The following is a 21,251-nucleotide window of genomic DNA, read 5'->3' as shown; positions in this document are numbered from 1 at the left end:
AGTGCTTCAGCAGGTACCGGAATTTGTACATAGTTGTTTAGCACGGATTCTATTTTTTTCATGTATATTTCGATGGAATGGTTATGGGTGGAATGCGTGGTTTGTATGAAAGAAATGATTTTCTTAGAAAACCTTAATAAGAAAGCCTTGAAAATTGTTGAAAAAAAGTGCATTATAGAAATAATGACAAAGAAACCATTTGAAAGGAAGTCATCATGACAGAGCGTGGGTTACTAATAGTATTGTCTGGACCTTCTGGTGTTGGCAAAGGCACGGTTCGAAAAGCAATTTTTGAAAGTGAAGAACATGATTTTCAGTATTCTGTTTCCATGACAACTCGGGCAATGCGTGAGGGAGAAGTGGAAGGTGTGGACTACTATTTCCGTACGAGGGAAGAGTTTGAAGCAATGATTGAAGCCGGAGAGATGCTGGAATATGCGGAATATGTTGGTAATTATTATGGCACACCGCTCTCCTATGTAAACCAGACATTGGATGAAGGGAAAGATGTCTTTCTTGAAATTGAAGTGCAGGGAGCTAAACAGGTAAGAGATAAAGTTGGCAAAGCCGGTGTGTTCATTTTTTTAACGCCTCCAGACTTGGCTGAATTGAAATCCCGTATTGTCAATCGCGGTACAGATGATCTGTCTGTAATTGAGAAACGAATGCAGGTCGCAAGAGAAGAGATTGAAATGATGGCATTGTATGACTATGCTGTAGTAAATGATGAAGTATCACTTGCTGTGGAACGAATCAAACGGATTATTGCAAGTGAACACTTCAGAGTAGACCGAGTGATCGGCAAATATATTAATATGTTAAAGGAGATGTAGCCAAAATGATGCTAAAACCGTCTATTGATTCATTATTGGAAGAAGTTCCGTCGAAATACTCTTTGGTTATTCTGGCAAGTAAACGTGCTCATGAATTGGAAGCCGGAGCGCAGCCGACCATTGAAAGCTTTGAATCTGTAAAAAGTGTTGGTCGTGCATTGGAAGAAATTGATGCTGCAATGGTTATCAATGATCCAAATCCTGAAGAAAAACGCGAGCGTATCCGTGCAGCGAAAGAAGAGCAGCGAATGGCGAAAGATCAGGAACAGAGAGAACTGGAAGAGCGCATTCGGGAAGAAAGCAAGTTATAAAATAGAACTAGTTGGCTGGGGCAATTACTGACTCCCAGCCGTTTTTTTTATTTAAACTAATTCAGTGAGAATACCTAGGACATGTCTGAAAATTCAAGCGGCGAATAGTTTGATGATTTTTATCGAACTCATCGTCATAAATACCCGCTTATGAACCACATAAGCTGTGTTTTCTTCCTTGATTTCAACAAAAATCACTGAAAAATTCGAATGCCATTAACTTTTCAGACACGCCCTAAAACTAATTGGAATTAGGCTGCAGCTGCATAAAGCACTGTGTCTTTTTATTAAGAAACGGCGGAGCAGCAAGACAAAAGTCGGATTCTTTAGTACAATAAGCAAAGAGATTTTCAGTACATAGAAAGGAAGGATCAGAATGAAGAACGCTGCACAAATAATTGTAGACATTCCGGCGATGCAGACAGATCAGCCGTTTACCTATCTGATTCCTTCAAACTTAAGCAGTCAGATAGTTGTGGGCATGAGAGTGGAGGTTCCCTTTGGTCGGGGAGATCGTCATGTTCAGGGCTTTATAGTTGGTCTTGGACAGCTTTCTGATGAACAGCTCTCTGAGTATGAATGGAAAGAGATTATTTCAATCCTCGATTTAAAGCCCGTTTTGGATGAAGAAATGCTGGAACTGGCAGAATATATGAAAACTAAAACATTTTCCTTTAAAATTACATGTTTACAGACGATGCTGCCAAGTGTTATGCGTGCAGCCTATCATAAATATATTTATCTGACTGATGAAATTGCGGAAGAACTTCAAGATGAGCTGTTTTATGGTCTTGATGAAATTCCATGGGAAGAAGCAGTTGAGAGAAACATTCTGCCGAAACTGATGCAGCTGCGTGCAGAGCAAAAAGTTGATATTCGCTATGAAGTCCAAACGAAAAATAAAGTAAAAACAGTTCGGTATATTCAGGCAGCGATGGATTTTGAACGGCTTCAAGAGGAAAAGGAAGCATTGCGCAAAGGAGCCAAAAAAAAAGAAGAGCTGTTATATTATTTACAAAGCCTGGGACAGGAGCAGACAGTCGCTGTAAAAGAAATGAAGGATCTGGGATTCAGCACGGCTGTATTAAACGATGCGCAGAAAAAAGGCTGGCTGCGGTTTATAGAAAAAGAAACTTACAGAGATCCCTTTGCTGACCGGGAATTTGAAAAGACAGAAGCACTGCTGTTGAATGAAGAACAGCGGACAGCAGTAGAAGAAATCACGTATTCCATGAAAACAGAATCATCTGATACATATTTACTGGAAGGAATCACCGGAAGCGGGAAGACGGAAGTTTACCTTCAGGTGATTGCTGAAGTGCTTGAACAGAAGAAAACAGCGATTATGCTGGTACCGGAGATTTCATTAACACCTCAAATGGTTCAGAGATTTAAAAGTCGTTTTGGGGAACAAGTAGCAGTGCTGCACAGTGGATTGTCTCATGGTGAACGTTATGATGAATGGCGGAAAATTGAGCGGGGAGAAGCACAGGTAGTGGTTGGTGCGCGTTCGGCAATATTTGCCCCGTTATCTGATCTAGGGGTCATCATCATTGATGAAGAACATGAAGCCAGCTATAAACAGGAAGAAACGCCCAGATATCACGCCAGAGATTTAGCTATTTGGCGGGGAGCATATCATCATTGTCCTGTCATCCTGGGAAGTGCCACTCCTTCACTTGAATCCAGAGCTCGTGCACAGAAAAAAGTCTATAGGCATTTGCTGTTGACCCAACGTGCAAACAGTGCAGCGTCACTGCCTCAGATTGATGTGATTGATATGCGCTCAGAGGTCAGACAAAAGAATATTTCAACCTTTTCTCAGCTGCTTCAGAATAAGCTTCAAGAGAGATTGGAGCGTAAAGAACAAAGTGTGCTGCTGCTCAATCGGAGAGGATATTCATCCTTTGTTATGTGCAGGGACTGCGGCTTTGTTGTGCCTTGTCCAAACTGTGATATCTCACTGACGCTGCACATGGATACAAAAACAATGAAATGCCATTACTGTGGACATGAGGAAGGGATTCCCCATCAATGTCCAAACTGCAGCAGTGATAAAATCCGCTACTATGGTACGGGTACGCAGAAAGTAGAAGAAGAACTGCAGCAGCTTTTACCCGGGGCACGAATTTTGAGAATGGATGTTGATACGACGCGTCGTAAAGGAGCACATGAACGGATTCTTTCTGCTTTTGAGAATCAGGAGGCGGACATACTACTTGGTACGCAGATGATTGCAAAAGGGTTAGACTTCCCTAATGTCACACTGGTAGGGGTTTTAAATGCAGATACCGCGTTGAATCTGCCTGATTTTCGTTCAAGTGAACGAACGTTTCAACTTCTTACACAGGTCAGCGGCAGAGCAGGGCGGGCAGAAAAACCCGGTGAAGTAGTGATTCAGTCCTTTAATCCGGACCACTATGCGATTCAGCTGGCAAGAATCCAGAATTATGAAGCCTTTTATCAAAAGGAAATGCAGATTCGTCATCGAGGCGATTATCCGCCGTTTTATTTTACAGTTCAGATTACAGCCAGCCATCCGGAAGAAAATGTTGCTGCCAAGCAAATGTTTTCGATTATGAAAGAGCTTCAGGAAGGACTTTCAGATCAAAGTCTTTTGTTGGGGCCGACACCTAAAGCAATTATGAGGATAAATAATCGCTATTACTATCAAATGATTATCAAATATAAAAAAGAGGCTCGGCTTCAGGAGCTGCTGGAGAAAATCTTAACGGATACGCAGGCAGGAGCAGCCAAAGGGTTGAAAGTATCGATTGATGCAGAGCCGATGAATTTTATTTAAGTTTTCATAAGAAGTGCAAAAGCAGGAAATATTCAATTAATGACGAAATAGATGTTAGAAAAGAGGAAAGCGAATGCGTTATCCAATCGTGCTTTACCCTGATAACAAGTTGACCGCAAAAGCAAAACCAGTGACACTGATTACAGATGAGATTATACAGCTGTTAGATGATATGTATGACACCATGACAGCCCATGACGGCATCGGGATTGCAGCTCCGCAGATAGGAAAGAACCTTCAACTTGCAGTCATTGAAATCGATGAAGAAACTGGACGTTTTGAGCTGATCAATCCTGAAATTATTGAAAGAAACGGGGTAGATATTGATGTGGAAGGCTGTCTCAGTATCCCCAATAGATATGGGACTGTTGAACGTTCTGAAGAGATAACGGTTCGTTACTTTGATCGGGAAGGCGAAGAAATTGAAGTGACTGCCTATGGTTATTTGGCGCGTGCATTTCAGCATGAAATTGATCATTTGAATGGGAAAGTGTTCATTGATAAGATCATTGAAGAAATTGCTCCAGAAGATCTGGATGCATATATGGAGGAGAAGTTGGATGACTAAAATTATTTTTATGGGAACGCCCACATTTTCAGTTCCCATTTTAGAAGGTCTTTTAGAAGCCGGGTATGAAGTAGCAGCAGTAGTAACACAACCAGATCGTCCTGTCGGAAGAAAAAGAATTTTGACAGCTCCTCCTGTAAAAGAGGCAGCATTAAAGCACGGTCTGAAGGTACTGCAGCCGGAAAAAATATCTGGCTCCGAGGAAATGGAAACAGTAATTGCTCTTAAGCCGGATATTATTGTAACCGCAGCATTTGGTCAGTTCTTGCCGGAACGCCTGCTGCAGGCACCTGTATTGGGGGCGGTGAATGTACATGCGTCCCTTTTACCAAAATATCGCGGTGGTGCACCTGTCCACTATTCCATTATAAATGGGGAAAAAGAAACAGGTGTAACCATTATGGAAATGATCAAAAAAATGGATGCAGGAGGTATCTATGCTCAACGAAGTATTCCTATTTTGACACAGGATGATGTAGGAACAATGTTTGACAAGTTGAGTGTTGTAGGAAAAGAACTGCTTTTGGAAGTATTGCCTGAAATCCTGTCTGGAGCGCTTAAGCCTGTTCCTCAGGACGAGTCACAGGCAACATTCTCTCCGAATATTACCAGAGAGCAGGAAAAAATCGACTGGCAAAAAACTGCGGAACAGATTGATTGTCAGGTCAGAGGAATGAGACCTTGGCCGACTGCTTTCACGACCTATCAGGGAATAAACTGGAAATTATGGGAGGTTTCTCCGTTATTGGAAACTACTGAAGCAGAACCAAGGACGATTATTAAACGAACTAAAAAAGAGTTGTGGATTGCCTGCGGGGAAGGTACAGTTCTTTCTTTGAATAGTCTTCAACCTTCCGGAAAAGGCAGACTGTCTATTCAAGAATTTTTAAACGGCTCAGGTCAGGCAGTGAAAGAAATGGAGAAGGTGGACTAGATGGGAAAGAAAATCTCGGCGAAGATCAGACACTCTGTCCGTTATGCTGCGCTGGAAACAATTGAACGTGTTGATACAGGCGGTGCGTACTCCAATCTGCTGTTAAGTGAAATGATTGAAAAATCAAAGCTTTCTGCTCAGGACGGTCGCTTGTTTACTGAACTGGTATATGGTACACTCAGCAGAAAATTATTGTTGGAGTATTATTTGTCTCCATTCATAAAAAAAGCAAAAAAAGTAGATAACTGGGTAAAAAATCTGCTGATTCTTTCGATTTATCAATCTGTTTATCTGGATAAAGTTCCGGATCATGCGATTATCAATGAAGCAGTTGAGATTGCCAAAGAAAGAGGCAACAGCGGTATCGGCAAGTTTGTAAACGGTGTTCTGCGAACGATTCAAAGAGAAGGTCTTCCAGAAGTGGAAAAAATCAGCGATCCTATGGAACGGCTCTCTGCAGAGATCAGTATGCCTTTGTGGCTGACAGAAAAATTAGTGAGTCAAATTGGAATAGACGAAACAAAAAAGCTGGGTTTGTCATTGTTTGAACGAAGTCATGCCAGTGCACGGGTGGATGTACAGCGTTTGGATCGCACCACAGTGATTGAAGAATTATCTGAAGATGGAATTGAAGCTGTTCCAAGTGAGATTTCGCCTTATGGAATTGTCGCAGAAAAAGGATTTTTGGCTGGCAGTCAGTTGTTTAAAGCCGGAGAAATTACCATTCAGGATGAAAGCTCCATGCTGGCAGCCCCAGCATTACAGGTGGAAGCACAGCATCGGGTTTTGGATGCCTGTGCAGCTCCGGGGGGTAAAACAACTCACATTGCCACTTTTCTAGATGCAGCAAAAGGCGGGAAAGTTACGGCACTGGATATTCATCCCCATAAAATAAAGCTGATTAAAGAAAATGCAGCAAGATTGGGACTGACTGGACTGGTAGAAACGAAAGAGCTGGATGCCAGAAAAGTAAATGAACACTTTCCGGCAGAAACGTTTGATCGTATTTTAGTAGATGCGCCATGCTCAGGACTTGGACTAATGAGAAGAAAACCGGATATTAAATATCATAAGACCGCTGGGGATTTTGAACAGCTGCCGAAAATTCAGTTGGAAATCCTTGAAAATACTGCGCAGACCTTAAAGCAATGGGGTATAATGGTCTATAGCACATGCACGATCGCGAAAGAAGAGAATCAGGAAGTGGTGGCAGCATTTTTATCGAAGCATCCCGAGTTTAAAAAAATTGATGTGCAGGTTAGTGAGATTCTTGAAACTTCAATAGAAGATCAAATGCTGACAATTTATCCGCACCAGTTTTTAACAGACGGTTTCTTTATTTGCTGCATGCAGAAAGTTTCTTAAATGAGGTGGAACAAGTGAAAATCAATTTTCAAACAGATATTGGGCGTAAACGAAATACAAATCAGGATTATGCAGGCGTATTTGAGAATAAAGCCGGCATTTCGCTGGCACTTCTTGCTGACGGAATGGGTGGGCATCAGGCCGGTGATGTTGCCAGTCAGATGGCAGTCAATTACCTGGGAGAACGGTGGACAGAAAACGATATTGATTCAGCTGATAAAGCCGCACAATGGCTGATTCAAATGATTCAGGAAGAAAATGAAAAAATCTATGAAAAAGGCCAGTCTGTTCCGGAATATTCAGGAATGGGCACAACAATCGTCAGTGCAGTTTTACTGGGTGAGACATTTGTTTTGGCTAATATCGGAGACAGCCGCGCATATTTAGTACGGAATCAGCAGATGATGCAGTTGACTGAGGACCATTCTCTTGTCAATGAATTGGTGAAGTCCGGAGAAATTACGCAGGAAATGGCGTTCAATCATCCTCGAAAAAATGTACTGACCCGTTCGCTGGGAATGCCGAAAACCGTTGAAGTGGATGTTGCCAACCATGGCAGTGCAGAAGGCGATTACCTGCTGCTGTGTTCGGATGGTCTGACAAACATGGTTTCTGAAGAAATGATTTTAACTGTTCTTATTTCTGGAATTTCGCTGGAAGAAAAAGTGGCAACGCTGATTTCTTTGGCAAATGAAGCAGGAGGCGTTGATAATATCACCGTTCTCGTAATACACTTTGACAAGAGTGAGGAGGAGTAACCGATGATAGAAATCGGCAGAAAATTAAACGGCCGCTATCAGATTATCGGTAATATCGGCAGCGGCGGAATGGCCAATGTCTTTTTAGCCCATGATTTGATTTTGGATCGGGATGTTGCAGTGAAAGTCCTGCGGTTTGACTTCCAAAATGATCAAGCGGCCATTCGGCGTTTTCAAAGAGAAGCATTGGCTGCATCCGAGTTGGTTCATCCTAATATTGTCAGTGTATATGATGTCGACGAGGAAGATGGACTGCAGTATCTGGTAATGGAATATGTTAAAGGAATGGACCTTAAACGATACATCCATACCTATTATCCAATTATGTATGCGCAAGTTGTTGATATTATGGAACAAATTTTATCAGCTGTTTCCCTTGCACATGAACACCGCATTATTCACCGGGATCTGAAGCCGCAAAATATTTTGATTGATGAAAATGGTGTTGTTAAAATTACAGATTTTGGTATTGCAATTGCGCTGTCTGAGACATCAATTACTCAAACCAATACAATGCTGGGCTCTGTTCATTACCTTTCTCCAGAACAGGCCAGAGGCAGCATGGCGACAAACCAGTCAGATATTTATGCAGTAGGTGTTATTTTGTATGAAATGCTGACAGGAACTGTTCCGTTTGATGGAGAATCAGCGGTAACTATTGCTTTGAAACACTTTCAGGAGGAAATGCCGTCTGTTCGCTCATTTGACTCCAATGTTCCTCAATCGCTGGAAAATATCGTTTTGCATGCGACAGCCAAGGATCCTGCCGACCGCTATAAATCAGCGGAGGAAATGTCAAGAGACCTTTATACTGTCTTGAATGTGGACCGGCTAAATGAGTCCAGATGGGAACCGACAGCATTGAACGGCGAAACAATGGTTTTGACCCCTTTGGATGAAACTCAGGCGGCAGAAGCTCTTGCTGCTTTAGAAACTCTGGGAGATGAAACAGAAGGAGCCTCTGTTGAAGAAAAACCGGAAGAGAAAACAAAGCCGAAAAAGAGACGAAAGAAATTTATTATAATTTTCCTTGTTCTGTTATTTATAGCGTTGGCAGTCGGAGCTGTTCTATTTTTTGCCGGTGGAGGCAAGAACGAGGTGATGGTTCCTGATGTTAGAAACAAAACACAGGAAGAGGCTCGAAAAGAGCTGGAAGCCGCAGATCTTGAAGTAACAGATGAAGTAAAAAAACTTCCGGATGATGAGATTGAAGAAGGAAAAGTGGTTAAGACAGATCCTGCTGCAGGTGCCAGCGTGAAGAAGAAGAAGTCTGTTGTTCTTTATATTAGTACCGGCAACAAAAAAATCAAGATAGATGATTACACAGACTGGACACAAAAAGATGCGATTGAAGCGATGAAGAAGCTGGGCTTCCTTGAGAGCAATATAAAAATTGAAAAAGAAAATAGTCTGGAAGTCGATGCAGATAAAGTTATCCGTCAGACACCGGAAGAGGGAACAGAAGTTGATCCTAAGAATGATCAGGTGACTCTGGTAGTCAGTACCGGCCCGAAAAATGTTTCTTTGGATAATTATGTTGACTATTCTTACGAGAATGCAGTAGCCGCTTTACTGGCTTTGGGTATTAAAGAAGAAAATATTTTATATGAAGAAGAAGCAAGTGATACAGTAACAGAAGGCTATGTTATCCGCCAAAATCCGGGAGCCGGAACTTCTTTTGATCCGGTGAATGATGAAATCACACTGACAGTCAGCAGCGGATCGGATAATACGACACTGATCAATTATAAAGACTACAGCTATGACAATGCTGTAAATGCACTGGTTGCTTTAGGGGTGAGTCAGGATCGTATTTCTAAAGAAGAAAAATCCAGCAGTACTGTAGCCAAGGGCAATGTGATTTCTCAAAGCCCGGGAGCTGGTTCAACGTTTAACCCGAAGACAGGAAAAATCACTTTGGTAGTCAGCTCCGGTGCTGAAATGGTGGAAGTACCTGATGTAGTGAGGATGTCACGATCAGAAGCTAAGTCTGAGCTGGAGAAAAAAGGATTTAAGGTATCTGAACAGGTGGAAACTTCGAATGAAACAAAAGATTCAGTAATCAGAACAAATCCGTCCTCCGGTACAAGTCTTGAAAAAGGAGAAACGGTTACGATCTATTATTCCAGCGGACCGACACAGAATGAATCTCCTTCATCAGAAGATTCCGAAGGTGAATAGAAAGACCACAGCTGTTTGTTTTTACAAGTAAACTTAAATGCAGCATCGGAGCATGTCAGAAATTGGCGGTTCCGATGTTTTTTCAATTATCAGAGGGGGAGAACAGCAATCAATTTAGGTGAAAGGATTTTTTTATCAAAGAGGTAAGAGTGTAGCGACTTTCCGAAAAAACGGCTCTTTCGGGTTGTTTTATATGTTTAAAGAGTTTCAATTATAATTGCTTATTCAAAATTTTTAATGAATGATATGTTCAATTCGGTAAAAAACATGGACAGTCCTTGCATCTTCTCGATTTTTCTTGTATATTCGGATTGGTTAGGAGGGATACATTGAACGGTCAAATTAGAAAAGCATTGAGCGGGTTTTATTATGTTTATGCAGAAGGTGAAACATTTCAAACAAGAGCCAGAGGGAATTTTCGCAATCGAAACATTACTCCCATGGTTGGAGACGATGTAATTTTTGAAAGCGATAACTTGACAGATGGTTACCTGCTGGAGATTTTACCGAGAAAAAATGAATTAGTTCGTCCGTCAGTTGCCAATGTCGACATTGGTGTTGTCGTGATGAGTGTAGTAGAACCGAATTTTTCCTATAACCTGTTGGATCGCTTTTTAGTGACATTGGAATACAAGGAGATCGAACCGGTCATTTATTTAACAAAAATCGATTTGTTTAGTGAAGAAGAAAAAGAACTGCTGAAGGAAATCAAAAAGGTGTATCAGCCATCCTATCCTATTATTTTTGGAGACGATTCTATCGATGATCAGGCATCGATTCGAGAACTGGAGCAATATTTTCCGGACCGTCTGACCGTTTTTATGGGGCAGTCCGGTGCAGGGAAATCCACCTTATTAAACAAAATTTCACCGGAGCTTCAATTGGCAACTGGAGAGATTTCCGAATCTCTTGGGCGCGGGAAGCATACAACTAGACATGTGGAGCTTATTCCTCTGTACGAAGGTCTGGTTGCAGATACTCCTGGGTTTAGTTCGATTGATTTTCTTGAAATGGATGCAGTCGAATTACCCAAACAGTTTCCTGAATTTGTAAAAGCTGCGCCCCATTGTAAGTTTCGAGAGTGCATGCACAGAAAAGAACCTGGCTGCGAGGTCAAAAAGCAAGTTGAAACAGGAGAAATTGCTCAGACAAGGTATGATAATTATTTGCAGTTTCTTTCAGAAATTGAAGACCGCCGACCCATTTACAAGAAGAAAAAAGGAAACTGATTTATTTAATGGAGACGGTCTTATTAAAAATAATAGCAAGTAGCTGAAGAAGAAATCCACTCATCCTTCATGGATTGAAAGAGTGGGCGGATATCAATAAAATCAAAGGAGATACATACTATGAAAATAGCCCCATCAATTTTGAGCGCAGATTTTGCAAATTTGGAAAGAGATATTCAGTTAGTAGAGAAGCTGGGTGCCGATTATATCCATGTGGATGTAATGGACGGACAATTTGTTCCGAATATTACGCTGGGTCCAAATGTTGTTTCAGCGATTCGTCCGACAACCAAGCTGCCTTTAGATGTACATTTGATGATTCAGCAGCCGGAAAACTATATTAAGGCATTCGCAGAAGCAGGTGCAGATATTATTACTGTACACCAAGAATCCACGCCGCATATTCACCGGGCAATGCAGATGATTAAACAGGCTGATGTCAAAGCCGGCGTAGTAGTTAATCCAGGTACACCTCTTTCCGCTATTGAAGAGGTATTGGATTTAGCAGACCTTGTTTTAATTATGACTGTAAATCCGGGCTTTGGCGGACAAAGCTTTATTGAAAGCCAGCTGAGTAAGATTGCTCAGTTAAAAGAGTGGAGAGAAACAAAGGGGTATACTTATGAGATTGAAGTAGATGGAGGGATTGTTCCTGAAACAGCTCAAAAATGTAAAGATGCAGGTGCAGACGTATTTGTAGCAGGTTCTTATATTTATAGTGCAGAGGATCCAAAAGAGCGGATTGATGCATTACGGGCTGTGTTGAATCAATGAATTTATTAATCGTTGCTGGCGGCTCAAATGAAGAATGGCCAGCGATTCATTCTTCTGAATTTGATTATTTTGCCGGTGTTGACCGCGGAAGTCTGTTTATCTTGGAACAGGGCTGGCCTTTGGATTTAGCTGTAGGTGATTTTGATTCCTTGAGTGCCAATGAAAAAGCTTATGTAGAAAAGGAAGCAGTCGAGGTTATCACGTCCAAGCCTGAAAAAGACGATACAGATACGCAGCTGGCTCTTGATCAGGTTTTTAAACGGTTTCCGAAAGCAACAGTGACAATTATTGGTGCAACGGGCGGACGTTTAGATCATTTTCTCGCGAATCTCTGGCTGCCGCTGGAGGAGCGTTTTCGTTCATATACTCAGCAAATTGGTTTAAGGGATCGACAGAATAGCATCCGATATTTTTTGCCGGGAGAATATACAGTTGGAAGAGAAGCCGGAATGAATTATCTGGCTTACTGCTGTCTGACACCAGTGAATGATCTGACACTTAAGGACAGTAAGTATCTGCTGAATCAGCATCAGGTTCCAGTTCCAACTTCATATGCAAGTAATGAATTTGTTGGACAGACAGCATCTTTCTCCTTTACCTCTGGAGTGATTGCAGTCATCCAAAGCAGGGACTAAACTTTATTTTAAAAAAGTGTACCGAGAGTACATCAAAACAGAAATAATTGAATAAGCAAACAGAACAGCTGGCCAAATAAAATCCAGCTGTTTTTTTATTATCCATTTTGTTCAATACATTCGCTTGAGTTTCAGTTATATAGAAGGAAAATGAGAAGGACTGTGGAACAAAGAATTACGACGTTTGATAGCAGGCTGTCAATCTAAGCCTATCAGTTTAAGGGGATTAAACAAAAATTTTCCAATCACTTCCATGAGCTCTATGTACTGAGCTTTGAAAGTAGGTGAGTTTTTCTTTCCTGCAGATGGCAAGAGTATGTGGCTGTAAGGGTCAATTTTCTTCTGATTAATCCATATGACAATCACTATTGTGAGCAGATCAGTGATGAGCTGATGGATTACAGAAGAATTCATGCTGCACCGAATATAATGCAGCAATTGACGAAACAAGTTACCGGAGAAAAGGAGCTTCTCTTCTTCTCTCAGACTGCGGTCTCGGATTATCAGGGATTGGGTTTGCTGTCAGAGCTTTATTCGTTGATAAATAATGCAGGAGATTATCTAAAAAGGTGGAGCAGCCTTATTAGTCTCTGAATGAGATTTTAATGGATTATTCAAGTTATAAGGCAGAAACACACAGGAGACAATCACTGTATTGAGCCGATACTTAGTGAGTTGAGTCATAAGAATCAGTTCATGCTGATACAGCATTTTACAAAGCTGAAGGGGGACATTTTTTGTCAATATCTGTCAGTATATTGGGAGGCTTTTTTTCTTACCTCGCTGGAAGCTCTCCTGAACCACCGGCGTAGCCTGTGGTTTTCAACACATACAAAAAATCCTGTTTTCTCATGTGAGAAAACAGGATTTTGATTTGTATCTATTCTATTAAACACGCTCGATTTTACCAGATTTCAAAGCACGAGTTGACACCCAAACTTTTTTTGGTTTACCGTCTACAAGTACACGAACTTTTTGCAGATTTGGTTTAACAGTACGCTTTGTCGCATTCAGAGCATGAGAACGGTTGTTTCCGCTGCTTGTTTTACGACCAGTGAAATAACATACTTTTGCCATTGTGAATTTCCTCCTTTGCTTTGATCTTGGAGCGATGGTTTTCTGCTCATACCTGACTAATTTATCATATTTGGAAGGGATTAGCAAGAAAATTTTAAGAATTATAAAAAATCCGCTCTTTTTTACGTTCGGGAATTCCTAAACGTTTATAGAGGAGAAAAAGAAAGGAAATAGATAGTTTAAGAGAATATCACCTGATACTGAAAGAATTAGCTAGAATATAAGTAACCTATTTATTTGATTGCTTTAGTGTAATCATAAATGAGAAGAAGGTGATGATAATGATAAGAATGGATGTGGAGAATGAGGTGTTGGAGGAAGTAACAGAAGATAGAGATAATTTATTGACACTTATTAAAAAGGGACAGCATAGGCTTCCGATGATTCCCTATGAAACATTGGAAATGATCCAAGAGGCAAATGGAAAGAAATTACCTTTACTTAGACTTTTTGATTGTTTAGAAGAGCAGGAAAGTATGGTGCATCCTTCGGAGGAGTTAGATTTTCGGCTCATTATTATTTTTGAAGAAGTTTCCTACGTGAAGCGGGCTTCGGGGAGAGAGTTGTTTCTAGGAAACTTGGCATATGGTGACCAGTTGGATAGAAACTACCATTATATCATTTTGCTGAAAAATTCTCGTTTGCAAAAGGTTGATTTTTTAGCGAAGATAACGTCTGTATTGGATGAAGAAATGATTGATTACAAGAAGGAAACAATCGATGCTTGTCTTTTTAACGTCTCCCCACCTTGGGAGGTGGAACACATCATTAAAACTAAGTTAACCATTACAGAAAAACTCTGACTGCTTAATTTCCAGCAGTCAGAGTTTTTTACGGGTTTAATTAGGACTAGTCTGAAAACTCTAGCGGCAAGTATTTTCGAAAAAATAAATATAGGCTAGTTTCGTTTAAAGAAGGAATGTTGCCGCATTTTCGGCTTGTCATACACATAGAGCGTGTTTTGTATGACCCTAGGACATTAATACGATGAGCATTTTGAAGAAGGGATAGGAGTAAGTTCTTATACAGGCCCCTAAGACATGCGACGAGCAATTGAAGAAGCGTAGGAGCAAGTTTTGATAAAGGACTCTAAGACATGCGACGAGCAATTGAAGAAGCGTAGGAGCAAGTTTTGATAAAGGACTCTAAGACATGCGACGAGCATTCGAAGAAGCGTAGGAGCAAGTTCTTAATTTCAATTCAACTTGATTTTATGACCACAAATCAAGTTTATTCTCAGTATATGTTTGTCTTTTATAAAGTGAGCTATTTTCTGTTTGATTAATAGATATTCCTAATTGAAGAAGTATCTGTTTGATGAAAGAAAAGAGAGAACAGTAAGCTATGTTTGATGGTCCAATGATTTTATATGTTTTTAATAAAATAGTTAGTAGGATTTCCAAAATGTTATACGTTTAAGTATGCATCAGTGAAAAAGACTGTCACTGAAAACGTTTAGGGAACCATTAACGTTTAGAGCGTTGCTAAAAATAACGATAATGCTTGCTTTCTTCTATTTTAAGTCAAAAAGAGTTACAGCATTTTATTCTGAATATAATAAGTAGTGTAAGGCAGAGCCAAAAGAACACCCTAATAAAATGAGGTTATTCTAAAGGAGGAAACTAAAAATGCAACTAGTCACTAAAAGCAATTATCTAATTAAAACAAATAATTTATTTAAAACTTATAAAGAACAGCATGCGGTAAATGAAGTATCAATGACAATTAATAGAGGTGATATTTATGGCTTTATAGGAAAAAACGGTGCAGGAAAAACGACCTTTATTCGCCTTTTAACACAACTGATTGAAAAGAGCTCCGGGGATTTGAAATTTAATACAGAAGGAAAAATGAAGATGGGGGCAGTGATTGAAGGACCGGTTTGTTACCCGTACATGTCTGCAAGAGACAACCTGAAATACTATGCCATTCAACGAAATATAAAAACAGAGAAACGAATTGATGAAGTACTTGAATTTGTCGGGTTGGCAAATGTAGATAAGAAAAAAGTATTTAAGGATTATTCATTAGGAATGAAGCAGCGTTTGGGGATTGGTTTAGCGATACTGGATAATCCGGAATTTTTAATTTTGGATGAACCTGTTAACGGATTAGACCCACAAGGAATTGTTGAGATCAGAAAGATCATTCATCGTTTGAATAAAGAATTTGGAACGACGATTTTGATTTCCAGTCATATTTTATCAGAGTTATCACTCGTAGCGACAAGATACGGAATTATCAATGAAGGAAAGCTGGTTAAAGAGTTGACAAGTGAGGAATTGGCAGCAGAATGCGGAAGGTCTATCTCTTTAAACACCTCAAACAATCTTTTGGCAGTTCAGCTTTTAAAAAGTTATGAGTACCAGCTGGAAGAGAAGGAAGGGTTGATTTCCATCAAAGAAGAGAAGGAAGCAATGACTGGAATCGCAAAGCTGTTATTTGAAAATGGTATCTATGTAACCTCCTTAGGCTACAAGGAAGAGAATTTAGAAGAATACTATTTAAATTTAATAAGTGGAGGAAATAGCAATGATTAATACATTAAAGGCAGATTTTTATAGAATTATTAAAAGCTCATTGGGATTTTATTCAATAGCTGGACTTATCGTTTTAGGGATTGTTTTTGGTTTTCTTGCTTCTACAGATAACCCGCCACAGCTCATGGTACAGTCTGGTTTGTCAAATGGTGCGTTATTAATACCTGTTTTTTTAACAAATATATTTATGATTGCATGGGGACATGAGTTTAGCTATCGTGTGGTCAACAACTCCTTGATTGCTGGTATGAAACGCAGTACATTCTTTTTCAGCAAAACATTATTGACATTTTTACTAACTATTCTTTTTGTAACAACATTTGCTGGAAGTCTGATTGGAACTACATGGTTTCTCAAAGGTGGATTTTCATTGACAGTAGCGTTAAAACCATTAGTGGCACAGATACCGCTGTATTTAGCAGCAAGTTGTTTAGGGATTCTACTATTTAATGCACTCAAGGCATCTTACCTCTCAGTAGCAGCATTTATCTCTATTGCCTTTGTCGGAGATACTATTTTTTCAAATATTGTGTCGACATACCTTGGAAAACTAGATTTTATTTTAGACACATTATTCTTTTCAAACTTGCGCATGGTAACAGATTTGTCCGCTGTTTCGTCCAATCAGTTTCAGACGATCATGATTAGTAGTGTTCTATATAGTGCAGCTGCATTGTTCATCAGCTTCAGTTTGTTTAATAACAGGGAATTCAAATAAGGCGATTGATTAAAAGAATAAAAAATTAGGGAGAGATATATTATGAAGAAAAAATTGATAATTTTGGCAGCGGTATTGGTGACCGGAGGATTCTTTGGATATACAAGCTTTGCAGAGATGAAAACAGAGAATAAAATCGATCTTTCATGGGAGTTGGACGATACTAAAATTGAGAAGATAGCTTTAATTGGTGCGGAACAACATATAGTTGTTGATGTTTTAGAGACGGAAAATGAGTATACTCGGGTGGCACTGTCAGGGAAAGTGTCTGAAGACAATGAAGCATATCTAAAAAATACTGTGGTAAAAGAGGACAGTATTGAAATCACATTAGCAGAGCTGAATCAGTTTCGTTTGATGACAACTGCCAATGGAAAGGAACAATTGAAGCTGACAGTGGAATTAGGGAAAAATACTTCCTGTGAAGTGCTGGAGGTTAACAGTGTTGTGGGCGATGTGCAAGCAATGATCCAAGAAAACTTTGATGGCGAGTATCATTTAGAGACGAATGGGCAAGGAGAAGTTAAAGCAGTTCCTGAAACTAAGGGAACAAGTAAAGAACAAGTACGAATCGATACGATGGGAGACATCACAGTTGAAAAATAGGAAGGAGCAGAAGCTATGTATGCGCATTATATGCAGAAATCAAGTACAGATTGCGGTATAGCTTCACTAAGGGTCATTTTATCTCAACTGGAAATTAAGATAAAAAATGTTAGTGAACTATATAAGCACTACAATCTTAAGAAGGATCAGGGGTTGTCATTAGGTGAGTTGAATGAAATTCTGCTCCAATATGGTGTCGTTTCAAGCGCCTATGAAGTCAGAGAATTTGAGGAATTAGAAAAGGTAGAGCAGCTGCCGATGGTATTGGTGGTTGAAAATGAAGGATACGCGCATTATGTTGTTGTTCATGCAATAGATGGAGAGCATTATACGGTTTCGAATCCGGCAGAACCCACTCTAAGAGTTTATGAAAAAGAGGATCTACGAGCGATTTTTCTGGGCTATGGAGAGTGTATTGAAGAAAACAGCCTTAATTCTGAATGTTGGCTTTGAAACCCTTATTTTACACCTTAGTTTTTTAACGGTTCGGGTGTTTGCGTATGGCGAGCATGCTGGCAGCAGCTTTGGTTGTATTAAATTAGTAGTATTTTATTGTTTGTCGGTTTTGCCGGCTTGCTAGTTGGAGGTCTGTTGATTCCAGAAAGTGATTTGTTATTGCTGCAGCTGATCAATCTGTTGATCTTAAGTAAATATGCACCGGGCGTTACAAGCAAAAAATCCAGTTGGCAGTGAGGAGAAGAGAAGGAGGCGAAGGATTCAGGCAATGTGTTCATGCATACTTGTGACTGCATTTGCTCGGTGTGTAGCTGTCCTGCTTATCCAAAATCTACTCATTGTTGGAAACTTTTTATCAAGTGTAACCATATTACCAGTACTATCAAAAAAGATGATAGAGGAGAATGAAAAATTTATTAATTGAATTATTTACTGCTTGGGGAGAAAGAAATCTCGTTGTATGTTGTTTTGGTTTTCAGGATGAAATAGAAATTCCTCAAGAATTATTAGAAGAATTGAAATAATCGTATCAAGGCATAGATGGTTGCTTTTTTATTTAGACAAATTTCAATTTGCTTTTCTCCCTTCTGTAAATGTATAATTTAAGTATCTTTATGGAAAACTGGGGTTTTATATGGAAATTGGTAACTTAACAACTATGCTTGTAATTGGATTTCAAACAATTTTTAGTTATTTAAATTTAAAGTTACTTTTAAGCGATAAAAAGATAAACATGTTTGAAATCATTATTTTACTATTAGGTGCTTTTTTTATGGTAAATGTTTTTTTGATAACAGGAACCTATGGTGTGATTGTAATGCTTTTATTTGTATTCATTTTGGGCTGGTATTTTATAGATGCTAATAATTTATATATTGTTGGAGCATTATCTTATGTACAAATAATAATGGTTATCTCTGATCATCTTTCTAGTATGATGGATACATATTTATGGAAAACTACTGCTGGGACATCTATCTTTTCTACTATTTTACATATGACGGTCAGTATAGGTTTAGGATTTATTATTTGCATTTCAATAATGAAGATCAACCCTTCTGTCGAAAAGAAAGTCCCATTCTTATCCGAATTCTACCCAATTATCAGCATCATGGGGGTATTCATGATGCTGATCTATTACAGCAGTATTTTCCTTGGGAAGTATCTAGGCAACAATGTGGAGATCATTACCTTGAATTTGGTATTTTTTATTTTGTATTTCTTTATCTCAATTGTGGCGTTTCTAATGTACGCCAGTTCAACAAAGAATAAGTACGAGACCCAACAAAAAGAACTGGAGTATCTGTCCAATCAGCGATATATGGATGTTATGGAAAGCCAGTTTAAAGAAATCAGTAAGTTTCGTCATGATTATAAGAATATACTGACTTCGATGGAGAATTTTATTGTGGAACGAGATATGGATGGATTGGATGAGTATTACCGATCAATGCTTAAAACCTCTTCCAGAGTGATCGAACAAAATAATTATAAGCTGGAAAAGCTGAGTAATATTCAAGTTAGAGAATTGAAAAGTATTTTGGCATCAAAGCTGATAACAGCACAGGAAAAGGGCATTGATGTACGAATTGAAGTAACGGAAATGATCGATAACGTAAATATGGATGCGGTCTCCTTGGTTCGGCTTATGGGTATATTTTTAGATAATGCCATTGAAGAGCTGGAGTATTTAGGTGAAGGAATACTTTCTGTTGCAGTCTATCAGGATAAGCAGGCTGTTCATTTGATTATTCAGAACAGCTGTCGAGAAGATCTACCAAAGCTGCATCAGCTGAAGACAAGAGGATTTTCAACAAAGGGGACGAATCGAGGGAACGGGCTGAGTAATGTACAGGAGATTGTGACAGAGGCAGCTAATATCCGTCTGGCTACCACGATTGAACACCAGCTGTTTACACAAAAAATGGTTATTGAACAATAAAAAATACATGTTTATCCAACTTCATCACAAATAGAAAATTCTTTTTGTCTTATTCAGTTTGCTTAAGTTTTTGCGAAGATATATAATTTAAGTATCTTTGTGGAAGGTTGGGATTTGTAATGGAAACGAGTGAGTTAGTAACAATAACATTAATATTTTTTCAAATGATATTTAGCTACACAGTTTTTAAATTATTGATTGGAGAAGTAAAATTTAAGAAACTAGAGTTACTGTTCTTACTAACAAGTGCCCCCTTTATAGGTGTTTTTTTTCTATATAAAAATATTATCGGGACAATTGTAATGATTCTATCAATGCTAGTATTAGGAATGATATTTGTTAATGCAAGAAAACTATATATCACTGGTGCACTATCCTATTCGTTGATAATCATGATTATCAGTGATCATATATCTGGATTGGCTGATGCTTATATATGGAATAACAGCGAAGTGATTATAAAAGCTTGGGACACGTTACTGCATACAATAGTCGGGATAGGATTGGCAGTTGGTATAGCACTTTTAATTGCTAAGGTCAACCCTTCTGTCGAAAAGAAAGTCCCATTCTTATCCGAATTCTACCCAATTATCAGCATCATGGGGATATTCATGATGGTGATCTATTACAGCAGTATTTTCCTTGGGAAGTATCTAGGCAACAATGTGGAGATTATTACCTTGAATTTGGTATTTTTTATTTTGTATTTCTTTATCTCAATTGTGGCGTTTCTAATGTATGCCAGTTCAACAAAGAATAAGTACGAGACCCAACAAAAAGAACTGGAGTATCTGTCCAATCAGCGATATATGGATGTCATGGAAAGCCAGTTCAAAGAAATCAGTAAGTTTCGTCATGATTATAAGAATATACTGACTTCGATGGAGAATTTTATTGTGGAACGAGACATGGATGGATTGGATGAGTATTATCGATCAATGCTTAAAACCTCTTCCAGAGTGATCGAACAAAATAATTACAAGCTGGAAAAGCTGAGTAATATTCAAGTTAGAGAATTGAAAAGTATTTTGGCATCAAAGCTGATAACAGCACAGGAAAAGGACATTGATGTACGAATTGAAGTAACGGAAATGATTGATAACGTAAATATGGATGCGGTCTCCTTGGTTCGGCTTATGGGTATATTTTTAGATAATGCCATTGAAGAGCTGGAGTATTTAGGTGAAGGAATACTTTCTGTTGCAGTCTATCAGGATAAGCAGGCTGTTCATTTGATTATTCAGAACAGCTGTCGAGAAGATCTACCAAAGCTGCATCAGCTGAAGACAAGAGGATTTTCAACAAAGGGGACGAATCGAGGGAACGGGCTGAGTAATGTACAGGAGATTGTGACAGAGGCAGCTAATATCCGTCTGGCTACCACGATTGAACACCAGCTGTTTACACAAAAAATGGTTATTGAACAATAAAAAATACATGTTTATCCAACTTCATCACAAATAGAAAATTCTTTTTGTCTTATTCAGTTTGCTTAAGTTTTTGCGAAGATGTATAATTTAA

22 protein-coding genes are annotated in these 21,251 nt (G+C 39.1%); 21 read left to right on the top strand and 1 reads right to left on the bottom strand.

Going from position 1 to position 21,251, the window contains the following annotated elements; translation table 11 throughout:
* The first annotated feature begins 215 nt into the window (after positions 1–215).
* The 12 genes from gmk (at position 216) to IW492_RS03820 (ending at position 12,985) form a co-directional block, all read left to right on the top strand.
* On the top strand, positions 216–833 hold the full coding sequence (gene gmk, locus IW492_RS03875; protein ID WP_202065471.1) for a guanylate kinase: 618 nt from the start codon (positions 216–218) through the stop codon (positions 831–833).
* 5 nt (positions 834–838) lie between these two features.
* On the top strand, positions 839–1,144 hold the full coding sequence (rpoZ, locus tag IW492_RS03870) for a DNA-directed RNA polymerase subunit omega (protein ID WP_202065469.1): 306 nt from the start codon (positions 839–841) through the stop codon (positions 1,142–1,144).
* Positions 1,145–1,520: 376 nt separating this feature from the next.
* Entirely contained in the window at positions 1,521–3,947 is a 2,427-nt protein-coding gene (gene priA, locus IW492_RS03865; RefSeq protein WP_202065467.1) for a primosomal protein N', read from the top strand.
* A 73-nt stretch (positions 3,948–4,020) separates the two neighbouring features.
* The gene (gene def, locus IW492_RS03860; RefSeq protein ID WP_202065464.1) at positions 4,021–4,515 is read left to right on the top strand and encodes a peptide deformylase; all 495 of its coding nucleotides are present in this window, start codon (positions 4,021–4,023) and stop codon (positions 4,513–4,515) included.
* Positions 4,508–5,449 (top strand): methionyl-tRNA formyltransferase, encoded by a 942-nt coding sequence (gene fmt / locus IW492_RS03855; RefSeq protein ID WP_202065462.1) that lies wholly within the window; start codon positions 4,508–4,510, stop codon positions 5,447–5,449. The genes def and fmt overlap by 8 nt, the downstream gene beginning before the upstream one ends.
* Positions 5,450–6,814: a 16S rRNA (cytosine(967)-C(5))-methyltransferase RsmB gene (gene rsmB, locus IW492_RS03850; protein ID WP_202065460.1), complete on the top strand. Its 1,365-nt coding sequence runs from the start codon at positions 5,450–5,452 to the stop codon at positions 6,812–6,814.
* Positions 6,815–6,828: 14 nt separating this feature from the next.
* Positions 6,829–7,572, top strand: coding sequence for a Stp1/IreP family PP2C-type Ser/Thr phosphatase (locus IW492_RS03845; RefSeq protein WP_202065458.1), 744 nt, complete (start codon positions 6,829–6,831; stop codon positions 7,570–7,572).
* A gap of 3 nt (positions 7,573–7,575) precedes the next feature.
* The gene (gene pknB / locus IW492_RS03840) at positions 7,576–9,753 is read left to right on the top strand and encodes a Stk1 family PASTA domain-containing Ser/Thr kinase (protein ID WP_202065456.1); all 2,178 of its coding nucleotides are present in this window, start codon (positions 7,576–7,578) and stop codon (positions 9,751–9,753) included.
* 329 nt (positions 9,754–10,082) lie between these two features.
* Positions 10,083–10,982 (top strand): ribosome small subunit-dependent GTPase A, encoded by a 900-nt coding sequence (gene rsgA, locus IW492_RS03835; RefSeq protein WP_202065454.1) that lies wholly within the window; start codon positions 10,083–10,085, stop codon positions 10,980–10,982.
* A gap of 120 nt (positions 10,983–11,102) precedes the next feature.
* A complete protein-coding gene (gene rpe / locus IW492_RS03830; RefSeq protein WP_202065449.1) occupies positions 11,103–11,756 on the top strand; it encodes a ribulose-phosphate 3-epimerase in 654 nt (217 codons plus the stop codon).
* Positions 11,753–12,391 (top strand): thiamine diphosphokinase, encoded by a 639-nt coding sequence (locus IW492_RS03825; RefSeq protein WP_202065447.1) that lies wholly within the window; start codon positions 11,753–11,755, stop codon positions 12,389–12,391. Before rpe ends, IW492_RS03825 begins: the two co-directional genes overlap by 4 nt.
* Before the next feature lie 318 nt (positions 12,392–12,709).
* Positions 12,710–12,985 carry a hypothetical protein gene (locus IW492_RS03820; protein ID WP_202065439.1) on the top strand — a complete coding sequence of 92 codons (276 nt, stop codon included), beginning with the start codon at positions 12,710–12,712 and terminating at the stop codon, positions 12,983–12,985.
* Positions 12,986–13,279: 294 nt separating this feature from the next.
* Here IW492_RS03820 and rpmB read toward each other — a convergent pair whose 3' ends face one another.
* Positions 13,280–13,468, bottom strand: coding sequence for a 50S ribosomal protein L28 (gene rpmB, locus IW492_RS03815; protein WP_202065437.1), 189 nt, complete (start codon positions 13,466–13,468; stop codon positions 13,280–13,282).
* 281 nt (positions 13,469–13,749) lie between these two features.
* Here rpmB and IW492_RS03810 point away from each other — a divergent pair, with 281 nt between their 5' ends.
* From IW492_RS03810 to IW492_RS03770, 9 genes are all read left to right on the top strand, one after another.
* Positions 13,750–14,271 carry a hypothetical protein gene (locus IW492_RS03810; RefSeq protein ID WP_202065435.1) on the top strand — a complete coding sequence of 174 codons (522 nt, stop codon included), beginning with the start codon at positions 13,750–13,752 and terminating at the stop codon, positions 14,269–14,271.
* An 825-nt stretch (positions 14,272–15,096) separates the two neighbouring features.
* The gene (locus IW492_RS03805) at positions 15,097–16,008 is read left to right on the top strand and encodes an ATP-binding cassette domain-containing protein (RefSeq protein WP_202065433.1); all 912 of its coding nucleotides are present in this window, start codon (positions 15,097–15,099) and stop codon (positions 16,006–16,008) included.
* Positions 16,001–16,726, top strand: coding sequence for a hypothetical protein (locus IW492_RS03800; RefSeq protein WP_202065427.1), 726 nt, complete (start codon positions 16,001–16,003; stop codon positions 16,724–16,726). Before IW492_RS03805 ends, IW492_RS03800 begins: the two co-directional genes overlap by 8 nt.
* Before the next feature lie 42 nt (positions 16,727–16,768).
* Positions 16,769–17,332 (top strand): hypothetical protein, encoded by a 564-nt coding sequence (locus IW492_RS03795; RefSeq protein ID WP_202065425.1) that lies wholly within the window; start codon positions 16,769–16,771, stop codon positions 17,330–17,332.
* 15 nt (positions 17,333–17,347) lie between these two features.
* Entirely contained in the window at positions 17,348–17,785 is a 438-nt protein-coding gene (locus IW492_RS03790; RefSeq protein ID WP_202065423.1) for a cysteine peptidase family C39 domain-containing protein, read from the top strand.
* On the top strand, positions 17,700–17,912 hold the full coding sequence (locus IW492_RS18595; protein WP_442896296.1) for an accessory gene regulator B family protein: 213 nt from the start codon (positions 17,700–17,702) through the stop codon (positions 17,910–17,912). Before IW492_RS03790 ends, IW492_RS18595 begins: the two co-directional genes overlap by 86 nt.
* Entirely contained in the window at positions 17,885–18,025 is a 141-nt protein-coding gene (locus tag IW492_RS03780) for a hypothetical protein (RefSeq protein ID WP_202065625.1), read from the top strand. The genes IW492_RS18595 and IW492_RS03780 overlap by 28 nt, the downstream gene beginning before the upstream one ends.
* Positions 18,026–18,422: 397 nt before the next feature.
* Positions 18,423–19,730 (top strand): sensor histidine kinase, encoded by a 1,308-nt coding sequence (locus IW492_RS03775; protein WP_202065420.1) that lies wholly within the window; start codon positions 18,423–18,425, stop codon positions 19,728–19,730.
* 302 nt (positions 19,731–20,032) lie between these two features.
* Complete coding sequence (locus IW492_RS03770) at positions 20,033–21,160, top strand: sensor histidine kinase (RefSeq protein ID WP_202065418.1); 1,128 nt, start codon at positions 20,033–20,035, stop codon at positions 21,158–21,160.
* Positions 21,161–21,251: the final 91 nt, after the last annotated feature.

Source organism: Enterococcus sp. BWB1-3 (assembly GCF_016745275.1).
Lineage (GTDB): Bacteria > Bacillota > Bacilli > Lactobacillales > Enterococcaceae > Enterococcus_L.
The sequence above is the reverse complement of the archived record's forward strand: the minus strand, read 5'-3'. Positions and strand labels throughout refer to the sequence as shown.